Source organism: Klebsiella sp. CB_Kp196 (assembly GCF_040061575.1).
Classification (GTDB): domain Bacteria; phylum Pseudomonadota; class Gammaproteobacteria; order Enterobacterales; family Enterobacteriaceae; genus Klebsiella; species Klebsiella michiganensis.
The window spans coordinates 187631-212006 of record NZ_JBEAFH010000001.1; the positions used below are offsets into that span (position 1 = coordinate 187631).

General features: G+C 49.2%; 22 protein-coding genes and 2 tRNA genes. 19 read left to right on the forward strand and 5 right to left on the reverse strand.

The genetic code is table 11. The features are described from left to right. Positions 1-20 precede the first annotated feature (20 nt). Positions 21-944, forward strand: coding sequence for an acyltransferase family protein (locus tag ABLU87_RS00925; RefSeq protein ID WP_160741211.1), 924 nt, complete (start codon positions 21-23; stop codon positions 942-944). A gap of 34 nt (positions 945-978) precedes the next feature. Here ABLU87_RS00925 and pagP read toward each other — a convergent pair whose 3' ends face one another. After that, on the reverse strand, positions 979-1554 hold the full coding sequence (pagP, locus tag ABLU87_RS00930; RefSeq protein ID WP_025106074.1) for a lipid IV(A) palmitoyltransferase PagP: 576 nt from the start codon (positions 1552-1554) through the stop codon (positions 979-981). 226 nt (positions 1555-1780) lie between these two features. On the opposite strand from pagP, the gene ABLU87_RS00935 reads away from it, so the two are divergent. Then, positions 1781-2713, forward strand: a complete 933-nt coding sequence (locus ABLU87_RS00935) for a nucleoside recognition domain-containing protein (protein ID WP_014229906.1) — start codon at positions 1781-1783, stop codon at positions 2711-2713. Here ABLU87_RS00935 and ABLU87_RS00940 read toward each other — a convergent pair. Continuing rightward, positions 2705-4240: an alpha/beta fold hydrolase gene (locus tag ABLU87_RS00940; protein WP_164879265.1), complete on the reverse strand. Its 1536-nt coding sequence runs from the start codon at positions 4238-4240 to the stop codon at positions 2705-2707. The two genes, ABLU87_RS00935 and ABLU87_RS00940, sit on opposite strands and share 9 nt — an antisense overlap. 175 nt (positions 4241-4415) lie before the next feature. Between ABLU87_RS00940 and ABLU87_RS00945 the strand changes: the two genes are divergently transcribed. Both ABLU87_RS00945 and ABLU87_RS00950 read left to right on the forward strand, forming a co-directional pair. After that, positions 4416-4673 carry a histidine kinase gene (locus tag ABLU87_RS00945; protein WP_014229908.1) on the forward strand — a complete coding sequence of 86 codons (258 nt, stop codon included), beginning with the start codon at positions 4416-4418 and terminating at the stop codon, positions 4671-4673. Positions 4674-4805: 132 nt separating this feature from the next. Further along, positions 4806-6260, forward strand: coding sequence for an AMP nucleosidase (locus ABLU87_RS00950; RefSeq protein WP_014229909.1), 1455 nt, complete (start codon positions 4806-4808; stop codon positions 6258-6260). Positions 6261-7020: 760 nt separating this feature from the next. On the opposite strand, the gene ABLU87_RS00955 is transcribed toward ABLU87_RS00950, so the two are convergent. Both ABLU87_RS00955 and ABLU87_RS00960 read right to left on the reverse strand, forming a co-directional pair. Beyond that, positions 7021-7096, reverse strand: a tRNA-Asn gene (locus ABLU87_RS00955). Between the two features lie 125 nt (positions 7097-7221). Next, positions 7222-8679 (reverse strand): EmmdR/YeeO family multidrug/toxin efflux MATE transporter, encoded by a 1458-nt coding sequence (locus ABLU87_RS00960; protein WP_128334953.1) that lies wholly within the window; start codon positions 8677-8679, stop codon positions 7222-7224. A 194-nt stretch (positions 8680-8873) separates the two neighbouring features. On the opposite strand from ABLU87_RS00960, the gene ABLU87_RS00965 reads away from it, so the two are divergent. Both ABLU87_RS00965 and ABLU87_RS00970 read left to right on the forward strand, forming a co-directional pair. Beyond that, a tRNA-Asn gene (locus tag ABLU87_RS00965) sits at positions 8874-8949 on the forward strand. Between the two features lie 161 nt (positions 8950-9110). Further along, complete coding sequence (locus ABLU87_RS00970) at positions 9111-10364, forward strand: integrase arm-type DNA-binding domain-containing protein (RefSeq protein ID WP_201158923.1); 1254 nt, start codon at positions 9111-9113, stop codon at positions 10362-10364. A 251-nt stretch (positions 10365-10615) separates the two neighbouring features. Here the strand turns inward: ABLU87_RS00970 and ABLU87_RS00975 are convergent, their stop codons facing one another. Then, positions 10616-11464, reverse strand: a complete 849-nt coding sequence (locus ABLU87_RS00975) for a helix-turn-helix transcriptional regulator (protein WP_201158922.1) — start codon at positions 11462-11464, stop codon at positions 10616-10618. Between the two features lie 148 nt (positions 11465-11612). On the opposite strand from ABLU87_RS00975, the gene hemA reads away from it, so the two are divergent. From hemA to ABLU87_RS01040, 13 genes are all read left to right on the forward strand, one after another. Then, the gene (hemA, locus tag ABLU87_RS00980; RefSeq protein WP_201158921.1) at positions 11613-12845 is read left to right on the forward strand and encodes a 5-aminolevulinate synthase; all 1233 of its coding nucleotides are present in this window, start codon (positions 11613-11615) and stop codon (positions 12843-12845) included. Continuing rightward, positions 12845-13354 carry a GNAT family N-acetyltransferase gene (locus ABLU87_RS00985; RefSeq protein ID WP_227636491.1) on the forward strand — a complete coding sequence of 170 codons (510 nt, stop codon included), beginning with the start codon at positions 12845-12847 and terminating at the stop codon, positions 13352-13354. Before hemA ends, ABLU87_RS00985 begins: the two co-directional genes overlap by 1 nt. After that, positions 13351-14421, forward strand: a complete 1071-nt coding sequence (locus tag ABLU87_RS00990; protein WP_348865899.1) for a Gfo/Idh/MocA family oxidoreductase — start codon at positions 13351-13353, stop codon at positions 14419-14421. Before ABLU87_RS00985 ends, ABLU87_RS00990 begins: the two co-directional genes overlap by 4 nt. 24 nt (positions 14422-14445) lie before the next feature. After that, positions 14446-16299, forward strand: a complete 1854-nt coding sequence (gene asnB, locus ABLU87_RS00995; RefSeq protein WP_201158919.1) for an asparagine synthase (glutamine-hydrolyzing) — start codon at positions 14446-14448, stop codon at positions 16297-16299. 55 nt (positions 16300-16354) lie between these two features. Then, a complete protein-coding gene (locus ABLU87_RS01000) occupies positions 16355-17533 on the forward strand; it encodes an MFS transporter (RefSeq protein ID WP_201158918.1) in 1179 nt (392 codons plus the stop codon). 401 nt (positions 17534-17934) lie between these two features. Further along, a complete protein-coding gene (locus ABLU87_RS01005) occupies positions 17935-18852 on the forward strand; it encodes a hypothetical protein (protein ID WP_201158917.1) in 918 nt (305 codons plus the stop codon). 143 nt (positions 18853-18995) lie between these two features. Next, positions 18996-19181: an AlpA family transcriptional regulator gene (locus tag ABLU87_RS01010; protein ID WP_201158916.1), complete on the forward strand. Its 186-nt coding sequence runs from the start codon at positions 18996-18998 to the stop codon at positions 19179-19181. A 25-nt stretch (positions 19182-19206) separates the two neighbouring features. Beyond that, positions 19207-19794 carry a DUF2857 domain-containing protein gene (locus ABLU87_RS01015; protein ID WP_348865900.1) on the forward strand — a complete coding sequence of 196 codons (588 nt, stop codon included), beginning with the start codon at positions 19207-19209 and terminating at the stop codon, positions 19792-19794. Beyond that, positions 19784-19993 carry a TraR/DksA family transcriptional regulator gene (locus ABLU87_RS01020; protein WP_038807496.1) on the forward strand — a complete coding sequence of 70 codons (210 nt, stop codon included), beginning with the start codon at positions 19784-19786 and terminating at the stop codon, positions 19991-19993. The genes ABLU87_RS01015 and ABLU87_RS01020 overlap by 11 nt, the downstream gene beginning before the upstream one ends. Before the next feature lie 392 nt (positions 19994-20385). After that, positions 20386-20604, forward strand: a complete 219-nt coding sequence (locus ABLU87_RS01025) for a hypothetical protein (protein ID WP_047727043.1) — start codon at positions 20386-20388, stop codon at positions 20602-20604. 72 nt (positions 20605-20676) lie between these two features. After that, positions 20677-21321 (forward strand): lytic transglycosylase domain-containing protein, encoded by a 645-nt coding sequence (locus ABLU87_RS01030; RefSeq protein WP_201158914.1) that lies wholly within the window; start codon positions 20677-20679, stop codon positions 21319-21321. Further along, positions 21318-21596: a TrbC/VirB2 family protein gene (locus ABLU87_RS01035; protein WP_201158913.1), complete on the forward strand. Its 279-nt coding sequence runs from the start codon at positions 21318-21320 to the stop codon at positions 21594-21596. The genes ABLU87_RS01030 and ABLU87_RS01035 overlap by 4 nt, the downstream gene beginning before the upstream one ends. A gap of 11 nt (positions 21597-21607) precedes the next feature. Further along, positions 21608-24355 (forward strand): VirB3 family type IV secretion system protein, encoded by a 2748-nt coding sequence (locus ABLU87_RS01040; RefSeq protein ID WP_201158912.1) that lies wholly within the window; start codon positions 21608-21610, stop codon positions 24353-24355. Positions 24356-24376 lie beyond the last annotated feature (21 nt).

The window sequence follows — 24376 nt, forward strand, 5'->3', positions numbered from 1 at the left end:
TTATTAAAACGCTGGGATGCATGACGGCGGTGACCTTCTTCACCATTTACAACACCTGGGATAGCTATGATTATGACTATCACTGGATCCTCGGGTTTTTGACGTTTATTTCCACTATCGCCACGCCGCTGTTTTTTGTGGTGGCGGGCTATCTGGATTCACAGTCTCGCCACGATTCACAATGGCAGTTGGGCAAAATCAAAAGCGTGGTGATCGTCTTTCTGTTCTGGATGACGGTGTACTATCTCTGGGAGCCCTACCAGCGCGGCTATCTTATCCAGCCGTGGTTTGTATTTGCGTTTATCGTCATTTACACCTTTCACCCGGTTATCGAGTGGCTCAGCCAAAGACGCACAGCGTTCTTTGCCGCGGTGTTCACGCTGCTGCTGCTCTCGTATGGTTACGATCTTTTGTCCGCGCTGTACCCGGATGTTCATGCGCTGAGCCTGGCGCCGCAGTACCGCCTGTGGACCTGGCTGCTGTTTTATCTGACCGGTCAGCTGTTCAGCGACCCGCTGGTCGCCGACTGGCTCAGGCGAGAAAAAGTGGTCAAAGGCGCGATGATCGCCATTCCGTTTATTTACCTTTTTACCTGGTTTTACGAGCGGCATTTCTTTTTCGCCCTGTTTAAGGCCGACAGAAATGCGTTCATTCTGACCGGTTCACAAATCTATATTCTGGTGGTTGCGCTGGTTATTGCCGCCAACGGCGTGCGGTTTCGCAAAAACAGCGAGTTTAAAGAGACCCTTCTCGCCACCATTAGCAAAACGATGACCGGCGTCTATATTCTCCACTACTCCGTTTTTCACCTGCTCACCGCGTTTATCCCGATTAACTCGCTGGGGACAAAATTAATGCTGATTGTCCTTACGTTTATCACTTCGGTACTGATTTCGATGCTCGCGCTGTCCAATTCGGTGGTCAAAAAAGTGATTACGATTTGACGCTCGCCGGTTCAGGTCATGGCCGCCTGCGCATTTAAAAACCGTAGCGCAGCCAGGCAAACAGTACGTTGCCGTTATTATAGGTGCCGGGAATATAGGTGAACTGCACGCTCAGACGGCGGTAGCTGGCGGAGAAGAGCGGCAAAATAATCGGCAGAGGTACGTAGTTGGCAAAGTCATCGCGGGCGGTGATCCCTGCGGTGACGCCAAGACCCAGGCGAAAGTCACGACGGCTATCAAGATACCAGCCCTTTTCCCAGCCGTAGCCGACAATCGGCTGCCACTCGTTGTGCGAATCTTTGAACATCATGGCGTAGAGCGAGCTCCAGTTACCCTCCGCGTTATATCTGGAAACGCCGAAACCTCCGCCCCACGGCATTTCATTATAGTTATCCGTTTTCTCTTTATCGTACATAAAGCGGTTGTGCCAGCTGAGAAACGGCAGATATAAATCGTAGTTTTGCGGCTCATTCCAGGTCTGCGAGACATCGTTTTTCAACCAGCTCCACCAGCCGCTGATGCGCTGCTCGCCATAGACCTTCGTTTCAGCCTGTACCGACAAGGCGAAAATAAACGCTATTCCCCACGCTAGCCGCAGACAACGTCGCATCGTTTTATCCTTAAAGAAAGTCGCCCGGTGTTCATTCAGTTTGGGAACAAAAAACGGGCTTTGCAAATATCAACCAACAAATTTTCTGCACCGTCCCGGGCTAATTGCAAGTCCAGTTAAACGCCCGTTTCAGGACAGAGAGCGCCGCCGCGGTGATTTCATTTCCTTGCCGCTGGGATTATGATGGCGCTAATTATCCTTTCTGCCCGCAGTGATTGAGAAATAGATGGACTTCATCAGCATTATTATGTCGGCGGGGAAAACCTCCGTCGATGTGGCGCTTTATACGCTGTTGCCAATCATGGTCGTCATGCTCATCGTGATGAAATATCTGGAGGTCCGCGGGGTACTGGACGCCATCGTTCGCTGGCTCGCCCCGCTGCTTAAGCCGTTCGGCTTAACCGGGATGAGCGCTTTTGCTCTGATTCAGATGAATTTTGTCAGCTTCGCCGCCCCGCTGGCGACCCTCGCGATTATGGATAAACGCGGCGCTTCGGACCGGCATATGGCCGCCACGCTGGCGATGCTTTTCGCCATGGGTCAAGGCAACGTTTTCTACCCGTTAACGCCCTTCGGCCTGCACTGGCTGGCCTCAATCATCATTTCGATTGTCGGCGGGCTGTGCGCCGCCGCGGTCACCTGGCATATCGCCGGCCGCAGGCTATCGATGGTTGAAAACGTGCGGGCCGACGCGCTGCCTGAGGCGGAGCAAAATAGCCAGGGGATTATCGCCGTTATCAACAGCGCCGGTGCCGACGCCATCCGCCTGGCCCTCGGCGCGGTGCCCATGCTGATCCTGTCGCTGGCCATCGTCGGATTTATGCAGGCGGCAGGCCTGATTGAGATGCTTCAGCGCCTGCTGCTGCCGCTGCTGCTGTGGCTGAATATTCCGGTTAACTTCGTGCTGCCGGCGCTGGTCAAATGCGTTGCCGGCGGTACGGCCTATTTCGGCGTGGTCTCCGAGCTCGTCCAGCAGGGTAAAGCGACCGTAAGCCAGATCAACGCCTCGGCGGGCCTGCTAGTGCAAACGTTCGATCTTCCCGGCATCGGCATCTTTCTGGGCGTCAGCTCGCGCTTCGTACGCCTGTTCCGCTTCGCCGCGATTGGCGCTATCGCCGGGATCGCCATCCGCACCGTGATGCACCTCACGCTATTCTGAGGCCGCCTCCTGCGAACGGAGACAGGCAGCGATATCCGCCTGCTCGCTACAGGCGATATGATGGTTAATGCGCGCCATCATCCACGGGAAAAACGGGTTGGACGTGACGCGCATCAGCGTATCCAGCCCGACGCTCAGGGTTGAGGTTTCCCCGCGTAACGAGATCGTGCCGATGCTGATCCCGTAGCGATTTTTCTCCGCCGGTTCGCGGCCATAGAGCGAGTCGGTCAGCGGAAACGGCACCGCCACGTGCGATAGCGAATACATATCCTGCGGCCAGGCGATATTCAGCGGCGTCACGGTTTCGCTTCGCATCCCGGCAAGCGTGGTGCGGGCCACCGTCTCGTAGGTGTCGGGCGCGGCGTTGGTAATCACCGTGGTGCCGTAGGGCCGAGGCGCCGGCGGCAATAACGTATTCACCGCCGAATAGAGCGAGGGACGAAATAGCGCGCGCAAATTCGCCGCCTGGTTAATATCGAAAATCACCAGTTCGCTACCGTTATCCGGCAGATAACGGTAGAGCGAATCCACCACCGCCCGGGTGCTCACCGTTGAATCCATCACCGACTGAAAAGTTAACACCGGCGCTAGTTCAGAAAGCCGCTGACGCTGCGCTTCCTGCACGATTTGCTGCTGCAGCGCCTGCGACAACAGCCATGACTGCCTTGCCGCCTTCACCGGGAACGAATTATATTTATAGGGATTAAACTCCGGGACGACGTTCAGCCACGCCGCGCGGGCGAAAGCCGGGAATACAGAAGGCAAACCGGCCAGCCCGGCAAAACGCGCAAAGGCGGTAACGCCAATCATCGGCGACAGCAGAATGACCTGCTGCGGCCGCCGCAGCGACTTATCTTCCAGGCTATCGAGGGCGTATTTTAGCGCCAGCGCCCCGCCGTTGGAGTAGCCAACCACGTGCAGCGGCGCGTCATTCCCCGCCAACCGCGTCGCTTCGCGCACCGCAAGCCGGGTTGTCGCTATCCACTCTTCGCGGTCCACCGCGGTGAGCGCGCCGGGGGCGGTACCGTGTCCAGGCAGCCGCGGCGCGACGGCAACAAATCCCAGCTGCTGATAGCGCTGCGCCAGATAATGTACGCTATAGGGCGAATCCGTCAGGCCGTGCAGCAGCACCGCCGCGCCGCGCGGTTTGCCCTGCGGCAGCAGAATAAAGGAGCGGTTCCAGTCGGGATGAAACTTATCCGGATAGACCAGACTTTGCGCGTAAAAGCGGTTAATGGCCGTTTTTTCATCGTCGCTCAGCGTGTCGGTAATGCTGCTTTTCATATCGCGGAAAATCGCCGCTTCCCGCGTCTGGTATTCGGCAAAAGTGGCGCGGTCAATCTCGCTGGCGCTCATTTCATTCGCCGTCCAGGTATGCCAGCGGTGCAGCGCCGGACCGCGCTGCGATTCGTAAATACGGCCAATAAAAAAGACGATCACGACCACCAGCAGCCCAATGATGGCTTTTTTCGCCACCGAGACTAATCTTAATCCCGACTTATTCAGCAGCCGGGTAAAACGCATCATTGCCATATTTCTGTCCGAATTATCTCTTTAGCTGCCAGGGCGGGCTATTATGCAGAAGGAATCCGATCCTGCGATTCACTTATTAAACATAGACTAAACCAACCGCCTGTTCTTATTGTCAGATGAGGAGCAAACATGAATTATCGCCGGAGTGTAACAGGTCAGGAATAAACAAATGGAATGGTGGATTAAGAAACTACGCGAGGCCTCGACGTCTACACATACCCACGCGGTTCTGCAAAGCGGCCAGCTAACCATCATTGCGGAACTCACTTCCTGCGGCCGGCGTCTACAGGAGGGCGATAAGCTGACGCCGTTGGCTAACGCCCTGTACTGCATTAACGACAATAAGTCGATCACCCTAAAAGTGCTCAACGCCACGCATTTCAGCGCTGAACGCTGGGGCGCCATCGCGAATATCACCGCGCATTAATCGACATCCCCCAGCATCAACTGGTTCTAATCTCAGTACTTTCTCAACTAAGCGGGTTAAATTGTCCTGCGCCTTTTTCAGTCTGTGACATACTAAGCAAAACGTCAGCAGAGCAGAAACAAGGAGTACGTCATGAATCAGAAAGCCGCCAGGCTGACCCCAGAACAGGCGCTTACGCAGCTCGAAGCGCTCTATGAAAAATCGGTCAATGCGCTGCGTAAAGCCCTCGGCGATTATATTCACCATAATATCCTCCCCGAGAATAGCGCCCGTGCGGAAGGACTGTTCGTATACCCGCAGCTGTCGGTGTCGTGGGACGGAGCGGAACATAAAGCGTTAAAAACCCGGGCCTGGGGTCGCTTCACCCATAGCGGTTGCTATACCACCACCATCACCAACCCTAAACTGTTTCGCGCCTATCTGCTGGAGCAGCTCACCATGCTGTATCAGGATTACGATGCCGCGATTACCGTCGGGCTGTCGCAGCATGAGATCCCCTATCCGTACGTTATTGATGGCTCTGAACTCACGCTCGATCGCTCAATGAGCGCCGGCCTGACGCGTTTTTTCCCCACCACCGAGCTGTCGCAAATTGGCGATGAAACCGCCGATGGCCTGTTTCATTCGACGGAATACTATCCACTTTCCCACTTCGACGCCCGCCGCGTCGATTTCTCGCTGGCGCGCCTGCGCCACTATACCGGCACGCCGGTTGACCATTTCCAGCCGTATATGCTGTTTACCAACTACACCCGCTACGTCGATGAGTTCGTGCGCTGGGGCTGTAGCCAAATTCTCGATCCCGAGAGTCCCTATATCGCCCTCTCCTGCGCGGGCGGGATCTGGATAACGGCGGACACGGAGGCACCGGAGGAAGCGATTTCCGATCTGGCGTGGAAAAAGCACCAGATGCCCGCCTGGCACCTGATAACCAAAGACGGACAGGGGATCACGCTGATTAATATTGGCGTCGGCCCGGCAAATGCCAAAAATATCTGCGACCATCTGGCGGTGCTGCGTCCGGACGTCTGGCTGATGATTGGCCACTGCGGCGGCCTGCGTGAAAGCCAGAATATCGGCGACTACGTGCTGGCCCATGCCTATCTGCGCGACGACCACGTGCTGGATGCGGTGCTGCCGCCGGATATCCCTATTCCGAGCATCGCCGAAGTTCAGCGCGCGCTCTACGACGCCACAAAGCAGGTCAGCGGCATGCCGGGCGAAGAGGTAAAACAGCGGCTGCGTACCGGAACGGTGGTCACTACCGACGATCGCAACTGGGAGCTGCGCTACTCGGCCTCAGCGCTGCGCTTTAACCTCAGCCGCGCGGTGGCTATCGATATGGAAAGCGCAACCATTGCCGCTCAGGGCTATCGCTTCCGCGTTCCTTACGGCACCCTGCTGTGCGTCTCTGACAAACCGCTGCACGGCGAGATTAAGCTGCCGGGACAGGCTAACCGATTCTATGAAGGGGCCATTTCCGAACATTTGCAGATTGGTATTCGGGCGATTGACCTGCTGCGCGCCGAAGGCGACCACATGCATTCGCGCAAGCTGAGAACCTTCAACGAACCGCCGTTCCGCTAAGCGCTGATATCATACGAGCAGAATACACTCAGTCCGGATCGCGTAAAATATTTACGCGGCCACCAGCCGGACTGAGCGTTATAAAATAAAGCGTTTATTTTTGTTAGGGGTAAAAATTTCTCAGAACACATCCATATGGTATATCCGCGCAATATTATTATTGCTATGCCAATTAAAAAATAAACATTTTATTAACATATAAGCATCATTTGCCCCGTGGTCATAAAACGCTCAACCGGGGTCTGATTAACACTTGAATTGAGTCTCGTAACCTATTAAATTAATTAGATAAATTCACATGTCACAAAAAAGCGGTACAAAATAGCCAGCGCCAGGGAGAGATTAAAATAATCAAAGAGTTACCTATGGGCGCTACTCTACTCTGGAATCATCCTTTAATAGCGACAGGTTGTTTGCAACAAATACCTTGTTACTAAATTACCAGAGATAAAATTGCGCATGTCGACAGTAAGCAACCATGGATATGCTTATCTATCGCGACCGGCAATGTACTATTTTCGTAAAAGTATGGACGACAGCTTTATGAAATTAACCGTAGGGAATATCCGCCTGTTTATTTTATTAGCAACTCTTTTTTTCTGGACTGCCGCGATCGGGCTAATTTCCCTTATTGTATCCTGGTTTTAAGACCCTGATGGTGCGCAGGGAATGTTCTTGTGCCCCGGCGTTGCCATCATCGTGGCTATGGAATAGAAAGCAAAAAGCCCGCTTAAGTTTCCTTAAGCGGGCTTCTTAAATATGGCTCCTCTGACTGGACTCGAACCAGTGACATACGGATTAACAGTCCGCCGTTCTACCGACTGAACTACAGAGGAATCGTTTGAACGAGGCGCATATTATCGATGGCGCCCCACCTTGTCAAAGGCTGTTTTCACATTTCAAACCGTTTGCCGAATAATTCTCCACTTTGGGCGAAAAGTCCCGTTTCGCCCACCGCATGTTACGTTTCTTCAACCTGCGCGCGGGTCTCGTCGGCCTGCGCTTTCGTTCGCGGATACTTCCACAGCCAGCGCCCGCTGACCATCCGGCAGTAAAACAAAACGCCGCGCACCGCCCAGTCAAGCACCATACCCAGCCAGACGCCGATCACCCCCATGCCCAGCACAATCCCCAGCGTGTAGCCCGCCACCACGCGACAGCCCCACATGCCGAGCATTGAGACCCACATGGTGTAACGCACGTCACGCGCCCCTTTAAAGGCGCACGGCAGCGTCCAGGCCATCGCCCAGATCGGCATAAAGAAGGCGTTCAGCCACAGCAGCTCTTTCACCACCACTTTGACGTCCTCTTCGCTGGTATAGAACGAGGCGATCAGGCCGGCAAGCGGCGCGGTTCCCCAGGCGATCGCCGTCAAAATGATGGTCGACAGCCAGAAGACGTGCCACGCCTGACGCTCCGCCTGAGCGATCTGCCCTTTTCCGAGGCGTCGGCCGGTGATAATAGTCGATGCTGAACCGAGCGCGTTCCCCGGCAGGTTGATCAGCGCGGCCACGGAGAAAGCGATAAAGTTACCGGCAATCACGTTGGTCCCCATCCCGGCAACAAACATCTGCGTCAGCAGCTTACCGCCGTTGAACAAAACCGATTCAATGCTGGCGGGGATCCCGATGCCCATCACTTCCCAGATAATGGCGAAGTTAAACCGCTTAAAATAGCTCTTCAGCGAAATGCGCAGCGCCGGGTTAAAACCGATCATTAGCACCCAAATGGTGGCCACCGCGCCAATGTAGCGGGCAATCGTTAATCCCAGCCCCGCCCCGACAAACCCCATGCCGGGCCACGAGAAAATGCCGTAAATCAGGATGCTGCTGATAATAATATTGAGGATATTCATCCCGCCGTTGATCAGCAGCGGAATTTTGGTGGTCCCGGCGCCGCGCAGCGCGCCGCTGCCGATCAGGGCAATTGCCGCCGCCGGATAGCTCAGCACCGTCAGCTCCAGATAGGTCAGCGCCAGACCTTTTACTTCTTCTGTCGCATCCCCGGCGACAAAATTAATGATTTCCGCGCCGAAGGCATGGATGACCGCCGCGAGAATAATCGAGAACAGGGTCATTATCGCCAGCGACTGGCGCGCTGCCGCTCTTGCCCGCCGCCGGTCCCGTTTGCCCAGGCTAAACGCCACCACCACGGTCGTACCGAGGTCGATGGCGGCAAAAAAGGACATGATCACCATATTGAAGCTGTCGGCCAGGCCTACGCCCGCCATGGCCTCTTTACCGAGCCAGCTGACCAAAAAAGTACTCAACACGCCCATCAGCAATACGCAGGCGTTTTCCAGCAAAATGGGGACCGCAAGCGGGCTGATTTCACGCCAGTAGAGGACGCGATAGCTCTTGCGTTTTTTAAACCAGGACGTGCGTTCGACGGACTGGCGTAATGCGGCGGTGACGTTCAAGGGAGACCTTAGTGAGAAAAGTTGAAACTACATTTCAAATGATGATAGAGAAAAGCTAATCCTGCAAAGCATTTTTCCCGATAAATTGTCGATAATGGCGACAATTTGTTGATGGATGCGCCAGTTGAGCCTCGGACGGCGAATAGATGTTTGACAAAAGTTTTTTCGCCGCTAAGATACGACTCCACAACGATTCCTCTGTAGTTCAGTCGGTAGAACGGCGGACTGTTAATCCGTATGTCACTGGTTCGAGTCCAGTCAGAGGAGCCAATTTCCTGCTTTTATGCATCCTTGCGAATTCTTATTTTACTTTGATTCAACAGGTTAGCGTGAAAACTCTTCCCGATGTATTTTGATTTTACCCTCCGCATCGGGGAAAATTGGTGGTCAAATCTGGGGTCAGGTTAGTTCGATAATGGAGTGACCCCCATATGTCCCTTACCGACGCGAAAATCCGTAGTCTCAAGCCTTCTGATAAACCCTTTAAAGTCTCCGATTCCCACGGTCTGTATCTGCTGGTCAAGCCGGGTGGCTCCCGTCACTGGTATCTCAAGTATCGTATTAACGGTAAAGAATCCCGAATTGCGTTGGGTGCCTATCCTGCCATCTCCCTGTCTGATGCGCGACAGCAGCGTGAAGGAGTCCGTAAAATGCTGGCGCTGAATATCAATCCGGTACAGCATCGGGCTGCTGAACGTGGCTCACTAACAGCGGAGAAAGTGTTTAAAAACGTGGCGCTGGCGTGGCATAAAAGTAACAGGAGATGGTCGCAGAACACCGCTGACCGTCTGCTTGCCAGCCTGAACAATCACATCTTTCCAGTAATCGGGAACCTGCCTGTATCAGAACTTAAACCTCGTCATTTCATTGACCTGCTGAAAGGGATCGAGGAAAAAGGTCTGCTGGAAGTTGCGTCCCGCACGCGGCAGCACCTGAGTAACATAATGCGCCATGCGGTCCATCACGGGTTAATCGACACCAACCCGGCAGCAAACCTTGGCGGCGTGACCACACCTCCTGTCAGACGGCACTATCCTGCCCTGCCACTGGAGCGGCTGCCAGAACTGCTTGATCGTATTGAGGCATATCATCAGGGCCGTGAACTGACGCGATTGGCCGTCCTGCTAATGCTGCATGTGTTCATTCGCTCCAGTGAACTGCGTTTCGCCCGCTGGTCAGAGATTGATTTCACAAACAGAGTATGGACGATACCCGCGACGCGAGAACCCATTATTGGCGTGCGTTATTCCGGGCGCGGGGCCAAAATGCAAATGCCGCATATCGTCCCCCTCTCAGAACAGTCCATCGCCATTCTGAAACAGATTAAGGATATCACCGGTAATAATGAACTGGTCTTCCCCGGCGACCATAACCCGTATAAGCCAATGTGTGAAAACACGGTCAATAAGGCACTGCGGGTGATGGGCTACGACACGAAAAAGGATATCTGCGGCCACGGCTTCCGGGCGATGGCATGCAGTGCGCTGATGGAATCGGGTTTATGGGTGAAGGACTCAGTTGAACGCCAGATGAGTCATCAGGAGCGCAATACCGTGCGCATGGCTTATATTCACAAGGCAGAACATCTGGAAGCCCGCAAGGCGATGATGCAGTGGTGGTCCGATTATCTAGACATGAATCGTGAAAGCTATGTCGCACCCTATCTTTATATTCAACAAAATTAGATAATAACAGGCTGTTAATCGATAACATATAGCAAGCAATCAAATCCTCAATCGATAAATTTTTTTTTGGATTTATAATAGGCCCTCTTGGGCCTATTATTATATGTTCGATTCTATAGAATTAAATAATGACTGCGAGAAGTTGTTCCTTGCCATCACCTCAAAAAAAATTACTTTTAAAAAATAACTACTACGAGAAGGATTTCTTTATTACAAAATTAACTTTGCTAAGAAATATTATTTCTAACATTTTAATTAGGGTCTGAGCATATCCATTCCTCAAACTTCAAGCCAGCGTCGCTGCCCTCGGTGATAGCGTAATATACCAGCCTTAAATGTCTATCTTGGTCAATCGTAAGCATCGTATGCTCAAAAGAAACAACTCCTATTTCTTCGACATTCAACTGACGTTTACCATAGTATGGACCATGAATATCCTGCTCGTGCCACCACATCTTGAAGTCCGGATCAATATTTTCAAGATCCTTGATTAGTTCACAAATATCAGGAGCTTGGGTTGCTCTTACAAAGTCCCTTCGAAAGTGTGAAATCAGCTGATGGGCTTGTTCTTCCCATGGTTCAAACAACATGCGGGTAGCCTGATCAGCAAAGATCATCCAGAGAAGATTCCTGCGCTCAGGCGCATATTGTGAAAAGTGAAAGACCCGATCAGCAGCTTTATTCCATGCTATTACATCCCAACGTAAATTTATTACGTAGGCTGGACTTGTCTTTAAATTTCCCATTAATCGATGGATAAGTGGTGGAACAATGCACCAAGTTTTACCTGGCTCAACTGGGGGTCGCTGCTGTGTCAAAAGATAGAGATGGCGGCGTTCAGTTGCATCGAGTTTCAAAACACGTGAAAGATTGTCAAGAAATGCTGCAGAAACGCTAATGTCTCTGCCTTGTTCCAGCCATGTGTACCAAGTCAGCCCTACCCCCGCAAGCGCAGCAACTTCCTCTCTTCGTAAGCCCGGTGTGCGTCTCCTTCCCGTAGATGTCAAACCCACATCGGCAGGCTCCAAACGTTCCCTACGGCTTCGTAAAAACTCAGATAGCTCTTTTCGAGTCCGCTGCATGTTGCGAACTGTTTTCATCGCATCACTCCTAGTAATAGTATAAACAGTTAGATTGTAACCGTAAAAAATCCAGGACACAATGCGCCATAAAGACGCTTAGGCTCCTAATTGTTAAGAGCGCGGCGACTTTGCATCCATGGTGTTTGTAAAATTACAGGGGTGAAAAATGTACCAGAATTTATTGAATGAAAAGCTGAACGACCTTAAATCATCAGGTCAGTATCGTACTTTTGTTACTTTAAATCGTATATGTGGTAGCTACCCCCTGGCTCGTCTTGAAGGAGACGAAACCAGACCTGTCGTAGTATGGTGCAGTAATGATTATCTCGGAATGTCACAACATCCTGTTGTTCGTCAAGCCATGCATGAGGCTATCGATTCCTATGGTGCAGGGTCAGGTGGATCGCGGAATATTGGCGGTACACACGGATTATTTGGAAAACTGGAAAGCAGTCTCGCCGAATGGCATAGTAAAGAAGCAGCTTTAGTTTTTCCTACCGGCTTTAGCTCTAATGACGCAACGTTACAATGCTTGTTGCGACAAATACCTGAGTGCGTTGTGATAAGTGATGAACAGAATCACGCCTCAATAATTAACGGTATACGTTCAACTCAAACAGAACGGCAGATATTTAGACATAATGATGTTGACCATCTAACACAAATTCTTGCTCAGTATCCATTAACACGCCCAAAAGTAGTAATTTTTGAGTCGGTTTACTCAATGGATGGCGACGTCGCGCCTATTGAATCTATTGTCGCAGCAGCTAAAAAATACAATGCTTTAACTTACCTAGATGAAGTACATGCTATAGGCATGTATGGGCCCAATGGTGAGGGTATTGCTGCTGAGGTCGGTGTGGCAGATAAAATCGATATCATACAGGGCACAATGGCCAAAGCAATAGGCGTAATTGGAGGGTATATTACCGGCCAGAAATGGATGATAGATTCTATAAGATCGTTTGCGACAGGATTTATTTTTACTACTTCACTACCACCTGCAATAGCTGCTGGTTGCTTAGCTAGCATTAATTATCTAAAAAAACATCCTAAAGAGCGAGAATTACTCCAGGAACGCACCAAGCTTCTACGTTCAGAACTTGAACGGATGAATATACCGGTTATGTCTTGTTCTACGACTCATATATTACCTGTCCTAGTAGGCGATGCGGTCAAATGTAAATCAGCAGCCGAGCGTTTATTGAAAGTACATGGTATTTATTTACAGCCTATAAACTATCCATCTGTTTCTGTTGGAACTGAGCGTTTTAGAGTTAATGCCACACCTAATCATAGCGAAGAGCAAATTAAGGATCTTGCTGAATCATTATCAGAAGTGTTCCAGTATTTTGACATTCCTCTTAAACAGAAAAAATCCTCAGGACAGGCAGCATAATGATGAACATAATTCAAGCTAAAATTAAAGTTCGTGCGGCGCAAGATAAGGATACTAATAACCTTGTAGATCTGCGTTCGATGTTGCTTGATGGGAAGCATAACACAAGCTACACAAGTCGCAACATTCATGAAAGTAATATTTGGAAAAAATCTTATATTAAATGGATAAATGAACAACATGGAAGTAATGGAAACATAAAAATATTCGTCGCTGAGTGTGAGGGTATGCTTGCTGGTTGTGCCACAGGTATCATTGACAACCGCCCTCCTGCTCCAGATTGTATTAATGGAATATGCGGTTGGGTGCAATCTGTAGTTGTTCTTCCTCAATGGAGAAGACAAGGCGTCGCCTTATGTATTATGAAGAACCTATTAAGTTGGTTTGAAGAAAAAACAGTTTCTAAAGTCGTACTTGAATCAACTTATGAAGCCGAAGGCCTTTATGAAAAGCTAGGGTTCACCGTTAGCCCTGAAAATGTCTTCATCTATGAAGGAAACAGATTATGAAAATACTAATTATTGGTCTCGGTTATGCTGGCCAACGTTTTCTTCGTTCTTTAAGTCACTTAGGCAAAGAACTTGGTATTCCTATGCACTTCTCATATGTCAGTAGGCATAAGAGAGATGTAGAGTTGCCATATTTTGAAAAAGTATCTGAAGCAATGAAAATATTCAGCCCAGATATAATCGTTGTGAGTGTAAATGATCATAGTCATGTTAAAATCCTCAGAGAATTAGAGGGCTTTAATGGGTTCATTATTTGCGAAAAACCTTTAGCTATACCCAATGAAAAGTGGTGCGATTTAACAAAACCGCTTAAAAATATCAAAGGATTTGCACTTGATCTTGTTGAGCGTTATTCAGAAACAACTCAGAAACTGCGTGATGAAGTAAAAAATAGAGAATGGGCGCTAGTTAGAGCATCATTCCATTGGGGAAAAGATCGTATTAATGATTATCGACCTACTTGTGGTGTAACCAGTGAAATAATTCATGCACTAGATCTTATAAATCATATATATCCAAAAGACTCTCCCTTGAAATTAGAAACAGCATTGGGTATAAAATCTGATTTTTCAATTTCAGGAGTAGATATACTTGATACAGTTTTACTCACTGCGAAATTGGGTAATGCGCCAGTTGCTGGCTATAGCAGCTTTGTCAATATAGAACGACAACGGAACGTAGACTTTACTTTTATTGACTCTAAGGGAAAGTTATATAATTCACGAATCGTTTACGACACTCCTGAATGGGATAGCGACCACCTCAAAATTTGGACACGGGATGTGTCCGGTAAAAATATCACTGTACTGGATTTAAAAACTGAACCACGTATACCCGGCTTAGAAACTGTAGAAAAATTGTCTCAATTCTGCAAAGACGTAGTTTTATACGTTTCAAATAACATTCAACCTCTTCAGCCATTTGCAGATCTTAACACAACATTCGGTTTGCAAGAATTGCTAGATGAAATTAGTCAGAAAGTTTTAGCAACATCACCAGCACGTTATATACGAGGGCAAACACGAGTTCTGTTACCACATGATGCTGACTTAGAAAGTCTTGGATAAAAATTTCCTTACTGGAGTAAAATTATGTGTGGAATGACTGGATGGCTTTCCTATAGCCAAAATTTGGAATCTCAGCGGGAAACGCTGCAAAGAATGACAGATACAATGGCTTTACGGGGTCCAGATGCTGAGGGTCTATGGATAGACGGGCCTGTTGGATTAGGGCATCGTCGGCTATCTGTTATAGATCTTGATGGAGGACGCCAGCCGATGATGGCCAATTATAGTGGATATCGTGCTGCGGCTGTTATCACATACACTGGTGAAGTATATAATTTTCAAGAAATAAGAGCAGAACTTCAAAGTTTAGGTCACCGTTTTGAAACACGAAGTGACACGGAAGTAGTCTTACATGCTTACCTTCAGTGGGGTAATGACTTTCCTGAAAAGTTAAATGGTATGTACGCCTTCGCTATATGGGATCGCCTAAAACAGGAACTTTTCCTTGTTCGCGACAGGATGGGGGTAAAGCCTCTTTATTATTTTCAAACAGAAGACGGTATAATTTTTGGCTCAGAGCCAAAGGCTCTTTTAGCTAACTCTCTTGTCCCTCGTAAAGTGGATGCTGATGGTATGAGGGAAATATTAGAGATGGTAAAAACGCCAGGACAGGCGATATTTTCAGGAATGCGCGAAGTTTTACCTGGGGAGTGTATAAAAGTTTCTCATAGTGGGCTTTCTAAAAGGCGATACTGGAAACTTGAAGCACGTGAACATCGGGATTCCCTTGAGCAGACAATAAAGCATACTCGTGACCTGCTTGAAGACATCGTCGACCGACACATCGTTGCTGATGTGCCATTATGTAGTCTTTTATCAGGTGGGCTTGACTCATCCATAATTACCGCTCTGGCTTCGAAAAAACTCCTTGCTGGTGGAAAGGAAAATATTCGTTCGTTCTCAGTCGATTTTGCCAAACATGGTACAGAATTCGCCGGGGATGGAGTCCGTGGCACTCCAGATGCTCCTTTTGTGCGAGATTTAGTTGAGCAAATCAATTCAAAGCATGGAGAAATTATAATCGATAGTAGTTCTATGGCTGATCCAGACTTGCGCTCAAGGATAGTACATGCTTTGGATTTACCACCCGCGTTTTGGGGCGATATGTGGCCTTCTCTTTATCAACTGTTTCAACGTATAAGACAGCATTCAACTGTCGCGCTCTCTGGCGAATCGGCAGATGAAGTATTTGGTGGGTACCGATGGTTCCATGATCCTGAGGCTATAGCGGCTAAAACCTTCCCATGGTTGACCTCCGTCACTGGAAAATATTTTGACGGGAAGACGCTTTTTTCACATAGCTTATTGAATAAGCTTGAAATGGATGTTTTTTTGCAAGATAGCTATAGACAGGCTCTGGCAGAAACCCCAGTGCTGCCAGGAGAAAATGAAACCAACTATCGGATGAGGCAAATGAGCTATGTCAATTTGACCCGATTTGTTCAAACCCTACTGGACCGCAAAGACAGAATGAGTATGGCTGTTGGTCTCGAAGTACGTGTACCTTTTTGCGATCACCGACTGGTTGAGTATGCTTTTAATATTCCCTGGGAAATGAAGGCGTTTGATGGACGTGAAAAAAGTATTCTAAGGGCTGCGACTAAAGACATCCTGCCGGAAAGTATTTCAAATCGTGTTAAGAGTCCATATCCCTCAACACAGGATCCTGCATATGAAAGAGCTTTACGTCTGTCATTAACCACTATTTTAGAGGACTCAAATTCGCCGGTTCTACCCTTATTAGATCATAAACGTGTTCAACAGACATTAGAGAAGCCAATCGGCGATCTGTCTCCCATGTATGATCGGATGGGCATTGAGCTTGCCATTGGTTTAAATACATGGCTTAAGGATTATAACGTTTCGCTCTCTTTTTGATTTTCATCGGGGGTAATTATTTACCCCCTATTTAAATTCGAGATTAGGAATTTTTATGGCTCTAAATACTCGATCTGCCGTATATCTTATAGCCTTAGGAGCTTTTGCTCTGGGCATGGCTTCATATGTTACTGCCGGGCTGATACCAATGATACAAACATCATTTTCAGTTTCGGCTGCGATAGCAGCCCAACTCGTCACTGCTTTTACTCTTGCTTATGGTCTCGGTTCACCTGTCTTTGTTGCATTATTACCTGCTAATCGACAACGCAGCGGTTTATTATTTTCCCTGGGACTGTTTGTGATAGCTAATGCTGCCAGTGCGTTATCAACTGATTTCACCATATTGCTTATATTTCGTGCAATCGCGGGAGTAGGAGCTGGTATTTATCTAGCTATGGGGATTGCCGCAGCAGCGGCGCTCTCAGAGCCAGATCAAAGAGGAAAGGCCATTTCTGTTATTATGGGAGGTATGGCAAGTGGAACAGTGCTTGGAGTTCCGCTCAGCCTCCTATTAGCAGAACGTTTTGGGTGGGCAATTGCTCTGTGGTTAGTTGCGTTATTAGGAGCCATTGCTTTTATTGGACTAATTACGAAACTCCCGATGCTGCCTATAGCTCAGACGATATCCCTTAAGCAAAAATTGATGCTTCTTAATGATATGCATGTTGTCACAATCCTTTTTGTATCTTTATTAGCCGCAATTGCAAGTCTTGGTATGTATACTTTTATAGCCCCTCTGCTCTCTGATGCAGATTATGGGGCTGTGCATTCTATAACGCCTTACCTTTGGGTTTGGGGAATTGGGGGGGTGATAGGCAGTTTTTTAATTGGTCCTCTGGTCGATCGCTTTCAAGGGCCCGTACTAAGTTTTAGTATTATGATTATTTTAGCTATTTCGTTATTTCTATTATCGCCCACTGCATCCATAGGCTCATGGTTCGTAATGATACCAATTGCAGTCTGGGGGGCAGTAGGATGGGCATTGCAAGTGCCCCAGAATAACGAATTAATTAAAGCTCGTGAGCTACAGGGCGATGGTAACTTAGCGGTAGCTCTCAATGAGTCAGCCCTATACCTGGGTAGTGCTATTGGTGCCGCAATGGGCGGCATTCTTCTCTTACAGAATTTATCCCCATGGTTGCTTGCCGCCATTGCAGGTGTTGTTGCAGGTCTAGGCGCTTTCATACAGTTTGTAAATATCAAAAAGCATTCAAAACTCAGGCAATACTGACTTAACGTAATTATACCTATTGATCTTATATAAACACCTGTATGTTATTTTGATCAACGCCCATGATTTTATATATAAGAAAACCGGCCATAGTGCCGGTTTATAATTCCCCTTTGAGCGCCCTATTAAATATTCAACATTCTAGGTCGTTTGAATAAGTGTGATAACTTATATCATTAACCTAACTCTCGAGGCTAGAATCGATATAGACTTAACAAATCTATAATTCTGTGAATGAATTGTCAAAATGAGGGCATTGCTGATAATTAAATAACAAAAGCATAAGGATATCGATCTTATTTCATTTTATTACTTTCACCGTTGCAACATATACAAGGCCCTACAGATAACACTATCCATTTTGATTTTTCAAAGATATTGTTATATAAAGGAGCTTCTTTATGTCATTAAATAACACTACTTTAAAATCTCCAAATAAAATGCTGGAATGGCTAACCATTCAAGAAGCAGCGGCAATAGCTTGTCAAATTACAGATAAGAATTTAACAGTCAGTGATCTTTATCGTCATGCTCTATGTGGAAATATTCACTTATCAATTTATTTCCAATCTCCTATTATTTTAAGAAGAGTTCAAAAAAATAATAATAAAATAAAACTATGCCCAGCCACGGATTCATTTTTAATGAAACTTTGCTTACTAGACGGGATAAACTTCACTAACGGAATAAATTTAATTATTAGCACTAGTGGTAAACATTTTTTCCCAAGGCAAAGAGTTATTGACACAACTTTGATTGGGTACGAATATGTAATCGTCCAGTCATTATTAGCCCAATCTCTCAACATACCTTTGCCAATAACAGGAGCTAATAGTATAAACTATGGCTTATCAGTTTCCATATCTGGAGAAATATTTCAGCTATTCGAAAAAACAACATGGGCGTCCAGAATGAAACAGCAAATCAAGAGGTTACCTGATAGTATTAAGTTAAACTCTTATGAGGACTTTTTACCACAAAAGGCAGATAGTCACGGATATTTTCCAATTTATAACCTACCTAAGGATGCCTGCTTAGTAATACGGCACTCAGAACTTGAAAAGCTAATAAAAATATATATTAGAAACAAAAATGTGTCATCATCTTCAACGCGAATATCAACGCCATTATCTCGTATGTTCTGGCTTGCCTGTAAACATAATGAGGCTATAAGCCCCTTAATCCGACATCCCTATAAACTCCTGTCCATTTTTGAGCAGTGGGCCTCAGATGACGGTATTACTGATCGTCTGAGTGGCGATACGCTGAAAAATGCGCTGGAGCGGGGCTCCCCTTCTTCTGTATCCTTACCCTTCTGACTGGATATTTTTCTTTCCCAATATATAACCCGTATTAAGGGGTTACCCGCCCTTAATACGGGTTCATCTGCTTTTCCTGCACCTTCCGCCGTGTTTTTTTATCTACGGACATACCCGGTTTATTTCCATGACAGGAGGAAACGATGACAAAACATCAGTTATTACGTTTAAAACAGGTCGAAGAAAAAACTGGCCTGAAACGCTCTCAGATTTACCTGTATATGAAAAATGGCGATTTTCCTCGTTCCATTAAAATCGGCCCTGCCAGTGTGGCGTGGCTGGAATCTGAAATTGATGAATGGATCAACCTTAAATTAACCAGCCGCTGAAAATATTTAAGGGAGGCACAGAATTATGATCCCGTCACTGAATTATTACGTATTAACCGACGTCCTTCATGCTCTGAAAGAAGGCAATATTCGTTACTGCGAGTCCCTCGGATTCACTTTCGACGAAATGAATGCTCTTAATGAGTTATCACTCGATGAACTGTTTGCTGTCAGCCGGGCGGCGGCTCCCTTTGTTTCGGTCAGTGTCCGCCATGATGTTCTGCATCATTTACTGGCGCAGGCCCGACAGGAATACCGACAACAGCAGCAGATTAACCGGGCTATCCGGCTGGGCGGTTCTATCGCGTTGCTCAACCACTACTTTGGCCTGACGTCTAATGATGTCTGCCTTCGCCGACGGTTGCTGGGTGTCAGCGTGCCATATGGACGTACACCTGAGCCGGATGAAGAGACAGATGCCGAGATCTGGCGGCAATGGCAGAAGTGCCGGATGGAAAACCTTGAATCCCCCGACGCGCTGATGGCCATTATGCAGGTTACTGAACTCTTGCTACCAAGGTTCCTGGGACTGTCACTCACCATGGTATGGAGACGTATCACGCTTTGTGAAAAGGAAGTTGCCGCTAACAGGAGGGCACCACATGCCGGATGAGATCGATCGCGATCAGGAATTTAATGAGCAGCGCCTGGAGGAGATGATTGAACATAGTCGTTTTAAGCCGGGGTCGACACCATCATTATTTCACTGTCGTGTATGTGGTAAACCCATTCCAGAAAAGCGACGGCAAGCACTGCCGGGTGTAACCACCTGTACGGAATGTCAGGAAAAACTTGAACGTAGCAGTCGCTGACAGGATAAAAAGGACGTGTAGAGATGTTATATCTTTGCACGTCTTTATTATTCACGGTGAATGTTAATACCACTCTCTCGTGTTTTTTAAATCCTCATTACTCTCACTGCATCTTAAATACCCCACTATTTTCTCTCTTCTTTTTGTTTTGAGTTTCTCATTTATATCCCTCGCCAGATATTCGATTCTGAAAACGCCATTACAGTATGGTTGCCCTGATGGAAGTTAATTCATCCGGGCATGGTATTGCTCTTTAACAAAATGGTTCGGGCTGTCACGTAACCACAATTCAGGGTGCCGCTGAATGTTCTCGCTGACCCGTTAAAACCGGAATGCAGAACCGGGATGTGATTGGTTTATTTCATTTACTGTTTATGATCAAAGGAAATTCCATGAGAAAACCCGTTTATCACGTCTTTGTTACCCAGGAAAGCCAGCCCGATGCTCAGGGCGAAAAAAACACGTACTGGACAAAAGTTGGCGTGGCCTTCGCACATAACGGCAAGCCCGGTCTGAATATCGTTTTGATACCCGGTATTGCCGTCTCCGGCAGACTGGTGCTACTTGAACCCAGGGAAGATAGTGACATTTCACAGAATGCGGCCGCTTAATCCATTTTCTCTTCTTCTCCCCCGGCGGCGTATTTTTCTATAAGCCGTCGGTCTCTCTGTTACGAGGCCAGCATGCTTTCCACCACTGCCTTTCTGGCACTGGCGGTGCAGTGCGCCGCCAGTATTCACCCGTCCACGGCACTTGACGTCGCGCGGGTCGAATCCGGTTTCCACCCTTACGCCATTGCTGAAATCCTGCCAGACAGTCGGGGCGTGATTTCTCATTTTCCCACGAGCCTGTCGGAGGCGGTCCGCCTCACCGGACAGCTGACTGCACAGGGCCGACGCTATTCGGTCGGCCTGATGCAAATCACCAGCACCAACTTCCGTCATTATGGCGTCACGGCCAGCGACCTGCTTAACCCTTGTATCAATCTGTCGGTATTTGAGCGCATTCTCGCCGACTGTTACCGGCGCGGCGGCACCCTGAAACGGGCGCTCAGTTGTTACTACTCCGGCAACGTTGAAACCGGCCAGCGACCGGAATCCGCCTTTAACCAGACCAGCTACGTGCAGCGCATTGGCTATGTCGTCCCGTCCACCCGGGAAGACCGGCAGCGTGACCCTGACCGGAACGCGCAATCGCCTGTCCGCTATCCCGCCGTTGTGCTGCGTGGCGAGCCTGCCGGTGCCACTGCGCCGGTCCTGCCTTCCCTGCATTATCCCGGTTCCGTCATTCGCGGCGCTATCCCTGTTATCCCTGATGAGGAGAAATGATCATGCGTAAACGCCATTACTCTGGTGTCGCTCCCGTCCTGCTGTCCGCCCCGGCGCTGGCGGCGGACAGTGGTTTTAACAAGGCCAGTGAGACACTGAGCAATACCTCGACCGGCCTGCTGGGACTGGCCGCCGTCACCATCACGCTGGCGACCATGTGGGTGGGCTACAAAGTGCTGTTCGACGGCAAGAGCCTGCACGACATGCGTAACGTCATCATCGGCGCGATCCTGATTGTCGGTGCATCCGGCTTTGGTGCCTACTGGGCGTCATAAGGGAGGCAACGATGGCTACGCTGAATAAAGCGCTTACGCGGCCTGCCGCCATTATGGGGATTCCTCTGGTGCCGTTCGTTCTTGTCAGCGGGGCCATCGTCCTGCTGGCAGTCTATGTCAGCTATTACCTGGCGGTTCTGCTCATTCCTGCCTGGGCGGAAATGAAAAATAAAACCCGAAAGGACATTCATTATTTCAGTCTGCTCTGGCTGGCGTTTAAAACCCGTGGACGACTTTTCACCAATACCCATTTTGGCGCGAATGCCCTTCTGGCAAACCAGTACGATAACGTTGATGTCTCGGAGTTTATTCAGAAAATGAAATTAAACGAGCGTATTACGCTGGATAAATATATTCCGTATTCCTCCCATATTCACCCTCACATCATCAGAAACCGTCACCGTGATTTTATTGCCACCTGGGAGCTGGGCGGCACAGTCTTTGAATGTGAAGACGAACATCACCTGACCCTGATGGCCACGCATCTGAACAATATTATCCGCTCGTATGAAGGTCTGCCGGTAACATTTTATATTCACCGGCTCCGTGAAAAATACCATGATGCTTTTGAAGCCTGTTCGGGTATTCCCTTTTCCGATGACGTGACCCGGAGGTATTACCGGCCGGTAAAAGAAAAACCGTTCTGGCGGCACCGGCTGTTTTTCACCGTCTGCTACGCACCGTTCTCTAAGATTGAGAAGAAAACCATGAAAGCGCAGTCGCACGGTAAACGCCAGCCAGCTCTGGATGATGCGCTCAAAATCATGCTGGAATACCGCGAAGCACTGGAATCTTCATTATCCCGCTATATGGCAACGCCGCTGGGGATATATGAAGAAAACGGGCGGGTATATTCCTCGCAACTGGCGTTCTTCCACCGCCTGATCACCGGCCAGTGGCAGAAAGTGGCCGTAACGCGCTCGCCGTTTTATGAAACACTCAGTACGCCAGATGTCTTTTTCACCACCGACACCGGTGAATGCCAGACGGTCATCGGTTCCCGCTTCTTTCGCAGTCTGGAGATTAAAGATTATTCCCCGGAAACCCATACCGGTATGCTGGATGCGCTGCTGTACGCTGAAAGCGAGTATGTTCTGACGCAGTCCTTTACCTGTATGGCACGGGATGAGGCGCAGAATCATATCCGGCTGGCGGAAAAACGGCTTAACTCCACGGACGACGACGCGACTTCCCAGCGCGAAGAGCTGATTGTCCTGCGCGATCTGCTTCAGTCCGGACATGTGTCATGTGGTAAATTCCACTTTTCCCTGCTGATCTCCTCAGACAGTGCCGGACAGGTGGCGAAGGACACTAACGTTCTGGCCCAGCCCTTCGCCGATCTGGGTATTATGACAACGCTCTCCACCCTGTCACTGCCCGCCGCATATCTGGCGCAACTGCCGGGCGTCTATACGCTGCGTCCCCGACTGGTGGCCGTCAGCAGCCAGAATTTTGCCGATATGGCCTGCCTGCATAACTTCCATCCCCACAAACGCAGCGGTAATCCGTGGGGGGAAGCCGTTGCCATCCTCACATCTCCCGGCGGTGGCGGGTATTACCTGAACCTGCACGACAGCCAGGCCGCACGAGATGACACCGATGAGAAAACGCCGGGGAATACGGCGATTATCGGGAAAACCGGCTCCGGCAAAACCCTGCTGATGACCGTCATGCAACAACTGATGCAGAAGTACCGCAACCCGGCGACGTTTGCGCCTTCTGCCACCCTAAAACGGCTGACCACGGTGTATTTCGATAAGGATCGGGCGGCGGAGATGGCGATCCGCCAGGCCGACGGGCGTTATTTCCGCATCCGTACCGGCGAGCCCACCGGCTTCAACCCGTTTGCGCTGGAGCCAACCCGCCGGAACATCAGTTTCATCAAACGGCTGGTGCGCATGTTGTGCCGTCGCAACGGTAAGCCGCTCGATCCGCGTGATGAGGAGCGGATCAGTGCCGCCGTGGACACCATCATGCTGGACTATCCACCGGAGTACCGCCGGTTCGGGATCACCCGACTGCTGGAGGTGCTGCCGGAGCCGCCGACCACAGACGCGCGCACCAACGGGCTGCGTATTCGCATGAAACAGTGGGCGCAGGGGGGCGAGTTCGGCTGGGTTTTTGATAACGAGGCCGATACTTTCACCATCAGCGATGTCGATAACGTTGGTATCGACGGCACCGAATTTCTGGATGATGACGATATTCGCGGCCCCGTGACCTTTTACCTGCTGTACCGTGTGACCAGTCTGCTGGATGGTCGCCGCCTGGTGATGTTTATGGATGAGTTCTGGCGCTGGCTGGCCGATGTCGAATTTTCCCGCTTCTCGCTCAATATGCTGAAAGTCATCCGCAAGCTGAACGGTATCTTCGTTCCGGCAACACAGTCACCGGATGAAATCGTCAGACACCCCATCGCCCCGGCGATTATTGAGCAGTGCGGTACCCAGATTTTCCTCGCCAATCCCAAAGCCAGCTATGCGGATTACGTGGAGAAAATGAAAGTGCCGGACAGCGTTTATGAGACGATCAGAAACCTTGATCCGGGCGAGCATTATATGGTCATCCTGAAAACACCGTTGCAGGCCGGAGAAACCCGCCCGTTTGTGGCAATGGCGAAAATGGATCTGTCCGGACTGGGTGAACTCACCCGGCTTCTCAGCGGCAGTGAGGACAACCTGAAAATATTCGATGCCATTTATCAGGACGGTATGCGACCTGATGAATGGAAAGACGCTTTCCTTGAGCGGGCCATCTGACAGTAGACCGGAGGTAATATT

Coding starts and splice junctions, on each gene's coding strand:
- ABLU87_RS00925 (WP_160741211.1), top strand. CDS start 21: ATGACGGCGGTGACCTTCTTCACCATTTACAACACCTGGGATAGCTAT.
- pagP (WP_025106074.1), bottom strand. CDS start 1,554: ATGCGACGTTGTCTGCGGCTAGCGTGGGGAATAGCGTTTATTTTCGCC.
- ABLU87_RS00935 (WP_014229906.1), top strand. CDS start 1,781: ATGGACTTCATCAGCATTATTATGTCGGCGGGGAAAACCTCCGTCGAT.
- ABLU87_RS00940 (WP_164879265.1), bottom strand. CDS start 4,240: ATGATGCGTTTTACCCGGCTGCTGAATAAGTCGGGATTAAGATTAGTC.
- ABLU87_RS00945 (WP_014229908.1), top strand. CDS start 4,416: ATGGAATGGTGGATTAAGAAACTACGCGAGGCCTCGACGTCTACACAT.
- ABLU87_RS00950 (WP_014229909.1), top strand. CDS start 4,806: ATGAATCAGAAAGCCGCCAGGCTGACCCCAGAACAGGCGCTTACGCAG.
- ABLU87_RS00970 (WP_201158923.1), top strand. CDS start 9,111: ATGTCCCTTACCGACGCGAAAATCCGTAGTCTCAAGCCTTCTGATAAA.
- ABLU87_RS00975 (WP_201158922.1), bottom strand. CDS start 11,464: ATGAAAACAGTTCGCAACATGCAGCGGACTCGAAAAGAGCTATCTGAG.
- hemA (WP_201158921.1), top strand. CDS start 11,613: ATGTACCAGAATTTATTGAATGAAAAGCTGAACGACCTTAAATCATCA.
- ABLU87_RS00985 (WP_227636491.1), top strand. CDS start 12,845: ATGATGAACATAATTCAAGCTAAAATTAAAGTTCGTGCGGCGCAAGAT.
- ABLU87_RS00990 (WP_348865899.1), top strand. CDS start 13,351: ATGAAAATACTAATTATTGGTCTCGGTTATGCTGGCCAACGTTTTCTT.
- asnB (WP_201158919.1), top strand. CDS start 14,446: ATGTGTGGAATGACTGGATGGCTTTCCTATAGCCAAAATTTGGAATCT.
- ABLU87_RS01000 (WP_201158918.1), top strand. CDS start 16,355: ATGGCTCTAAATACTCGATCTGCCGTATATCTTATAGCCTTAGGAGCT.
- ABLU87_RS01005 (WP_201158917.1), top strand. CDS start 17,935: ATGTCATTAAATAACACTACTTTAAAATCTCCAAATAAAATGCTGGAA.
- ABLU87_RS01010 (WP_201158916.1), top strand. CDS start 18,996: ATGACAAAACATCAGTTATTACGTTTAAAACAGGTCGAAGAAAAAACT.
- ABLU87_RS01015 (WP_348865900.1), top strand. CDS start 19,207: ATGATCCCGTCACTGAATTATTACGTATTAACCGACGTCCTTCATGCT.
- ABLU87_RS01020 (WP_038807496.1), top strand. CDS start 19,784: ATGCCGGATGAGATCGATCGCGATCAGGAATTTAATGAGCAGCGCCTG.
- ABLU87_RS01025 (WP_047727043.1), top strand. CDS start 20,386: ATGAGAAAACCCGTTTATCACGTCTTTGTTACCCAGGAAAGCCAGCCC.
- ABLU87_RS01030 (WP_201158914.1), top strand. CDS start 20,677: ATGCTTTCCACCACTGCCTTTCTGGCACTGGCGGTGCAGTGCGCCGCC.
- ABLU87_RS01035 (WP_201158913.1), top strand. CDS start 21,318: ATGATCATGCGTAAACGCCATTACTCTGGTGTCGCTCCCGTCCTGCTG.
- ABLU87_RS01040 (WP_201158912.1), top strand. CDS start 21,608: ATGGCTACGCTGAATAAAGCGCTTACGCGGCCTGCCGCCATTATGGGG.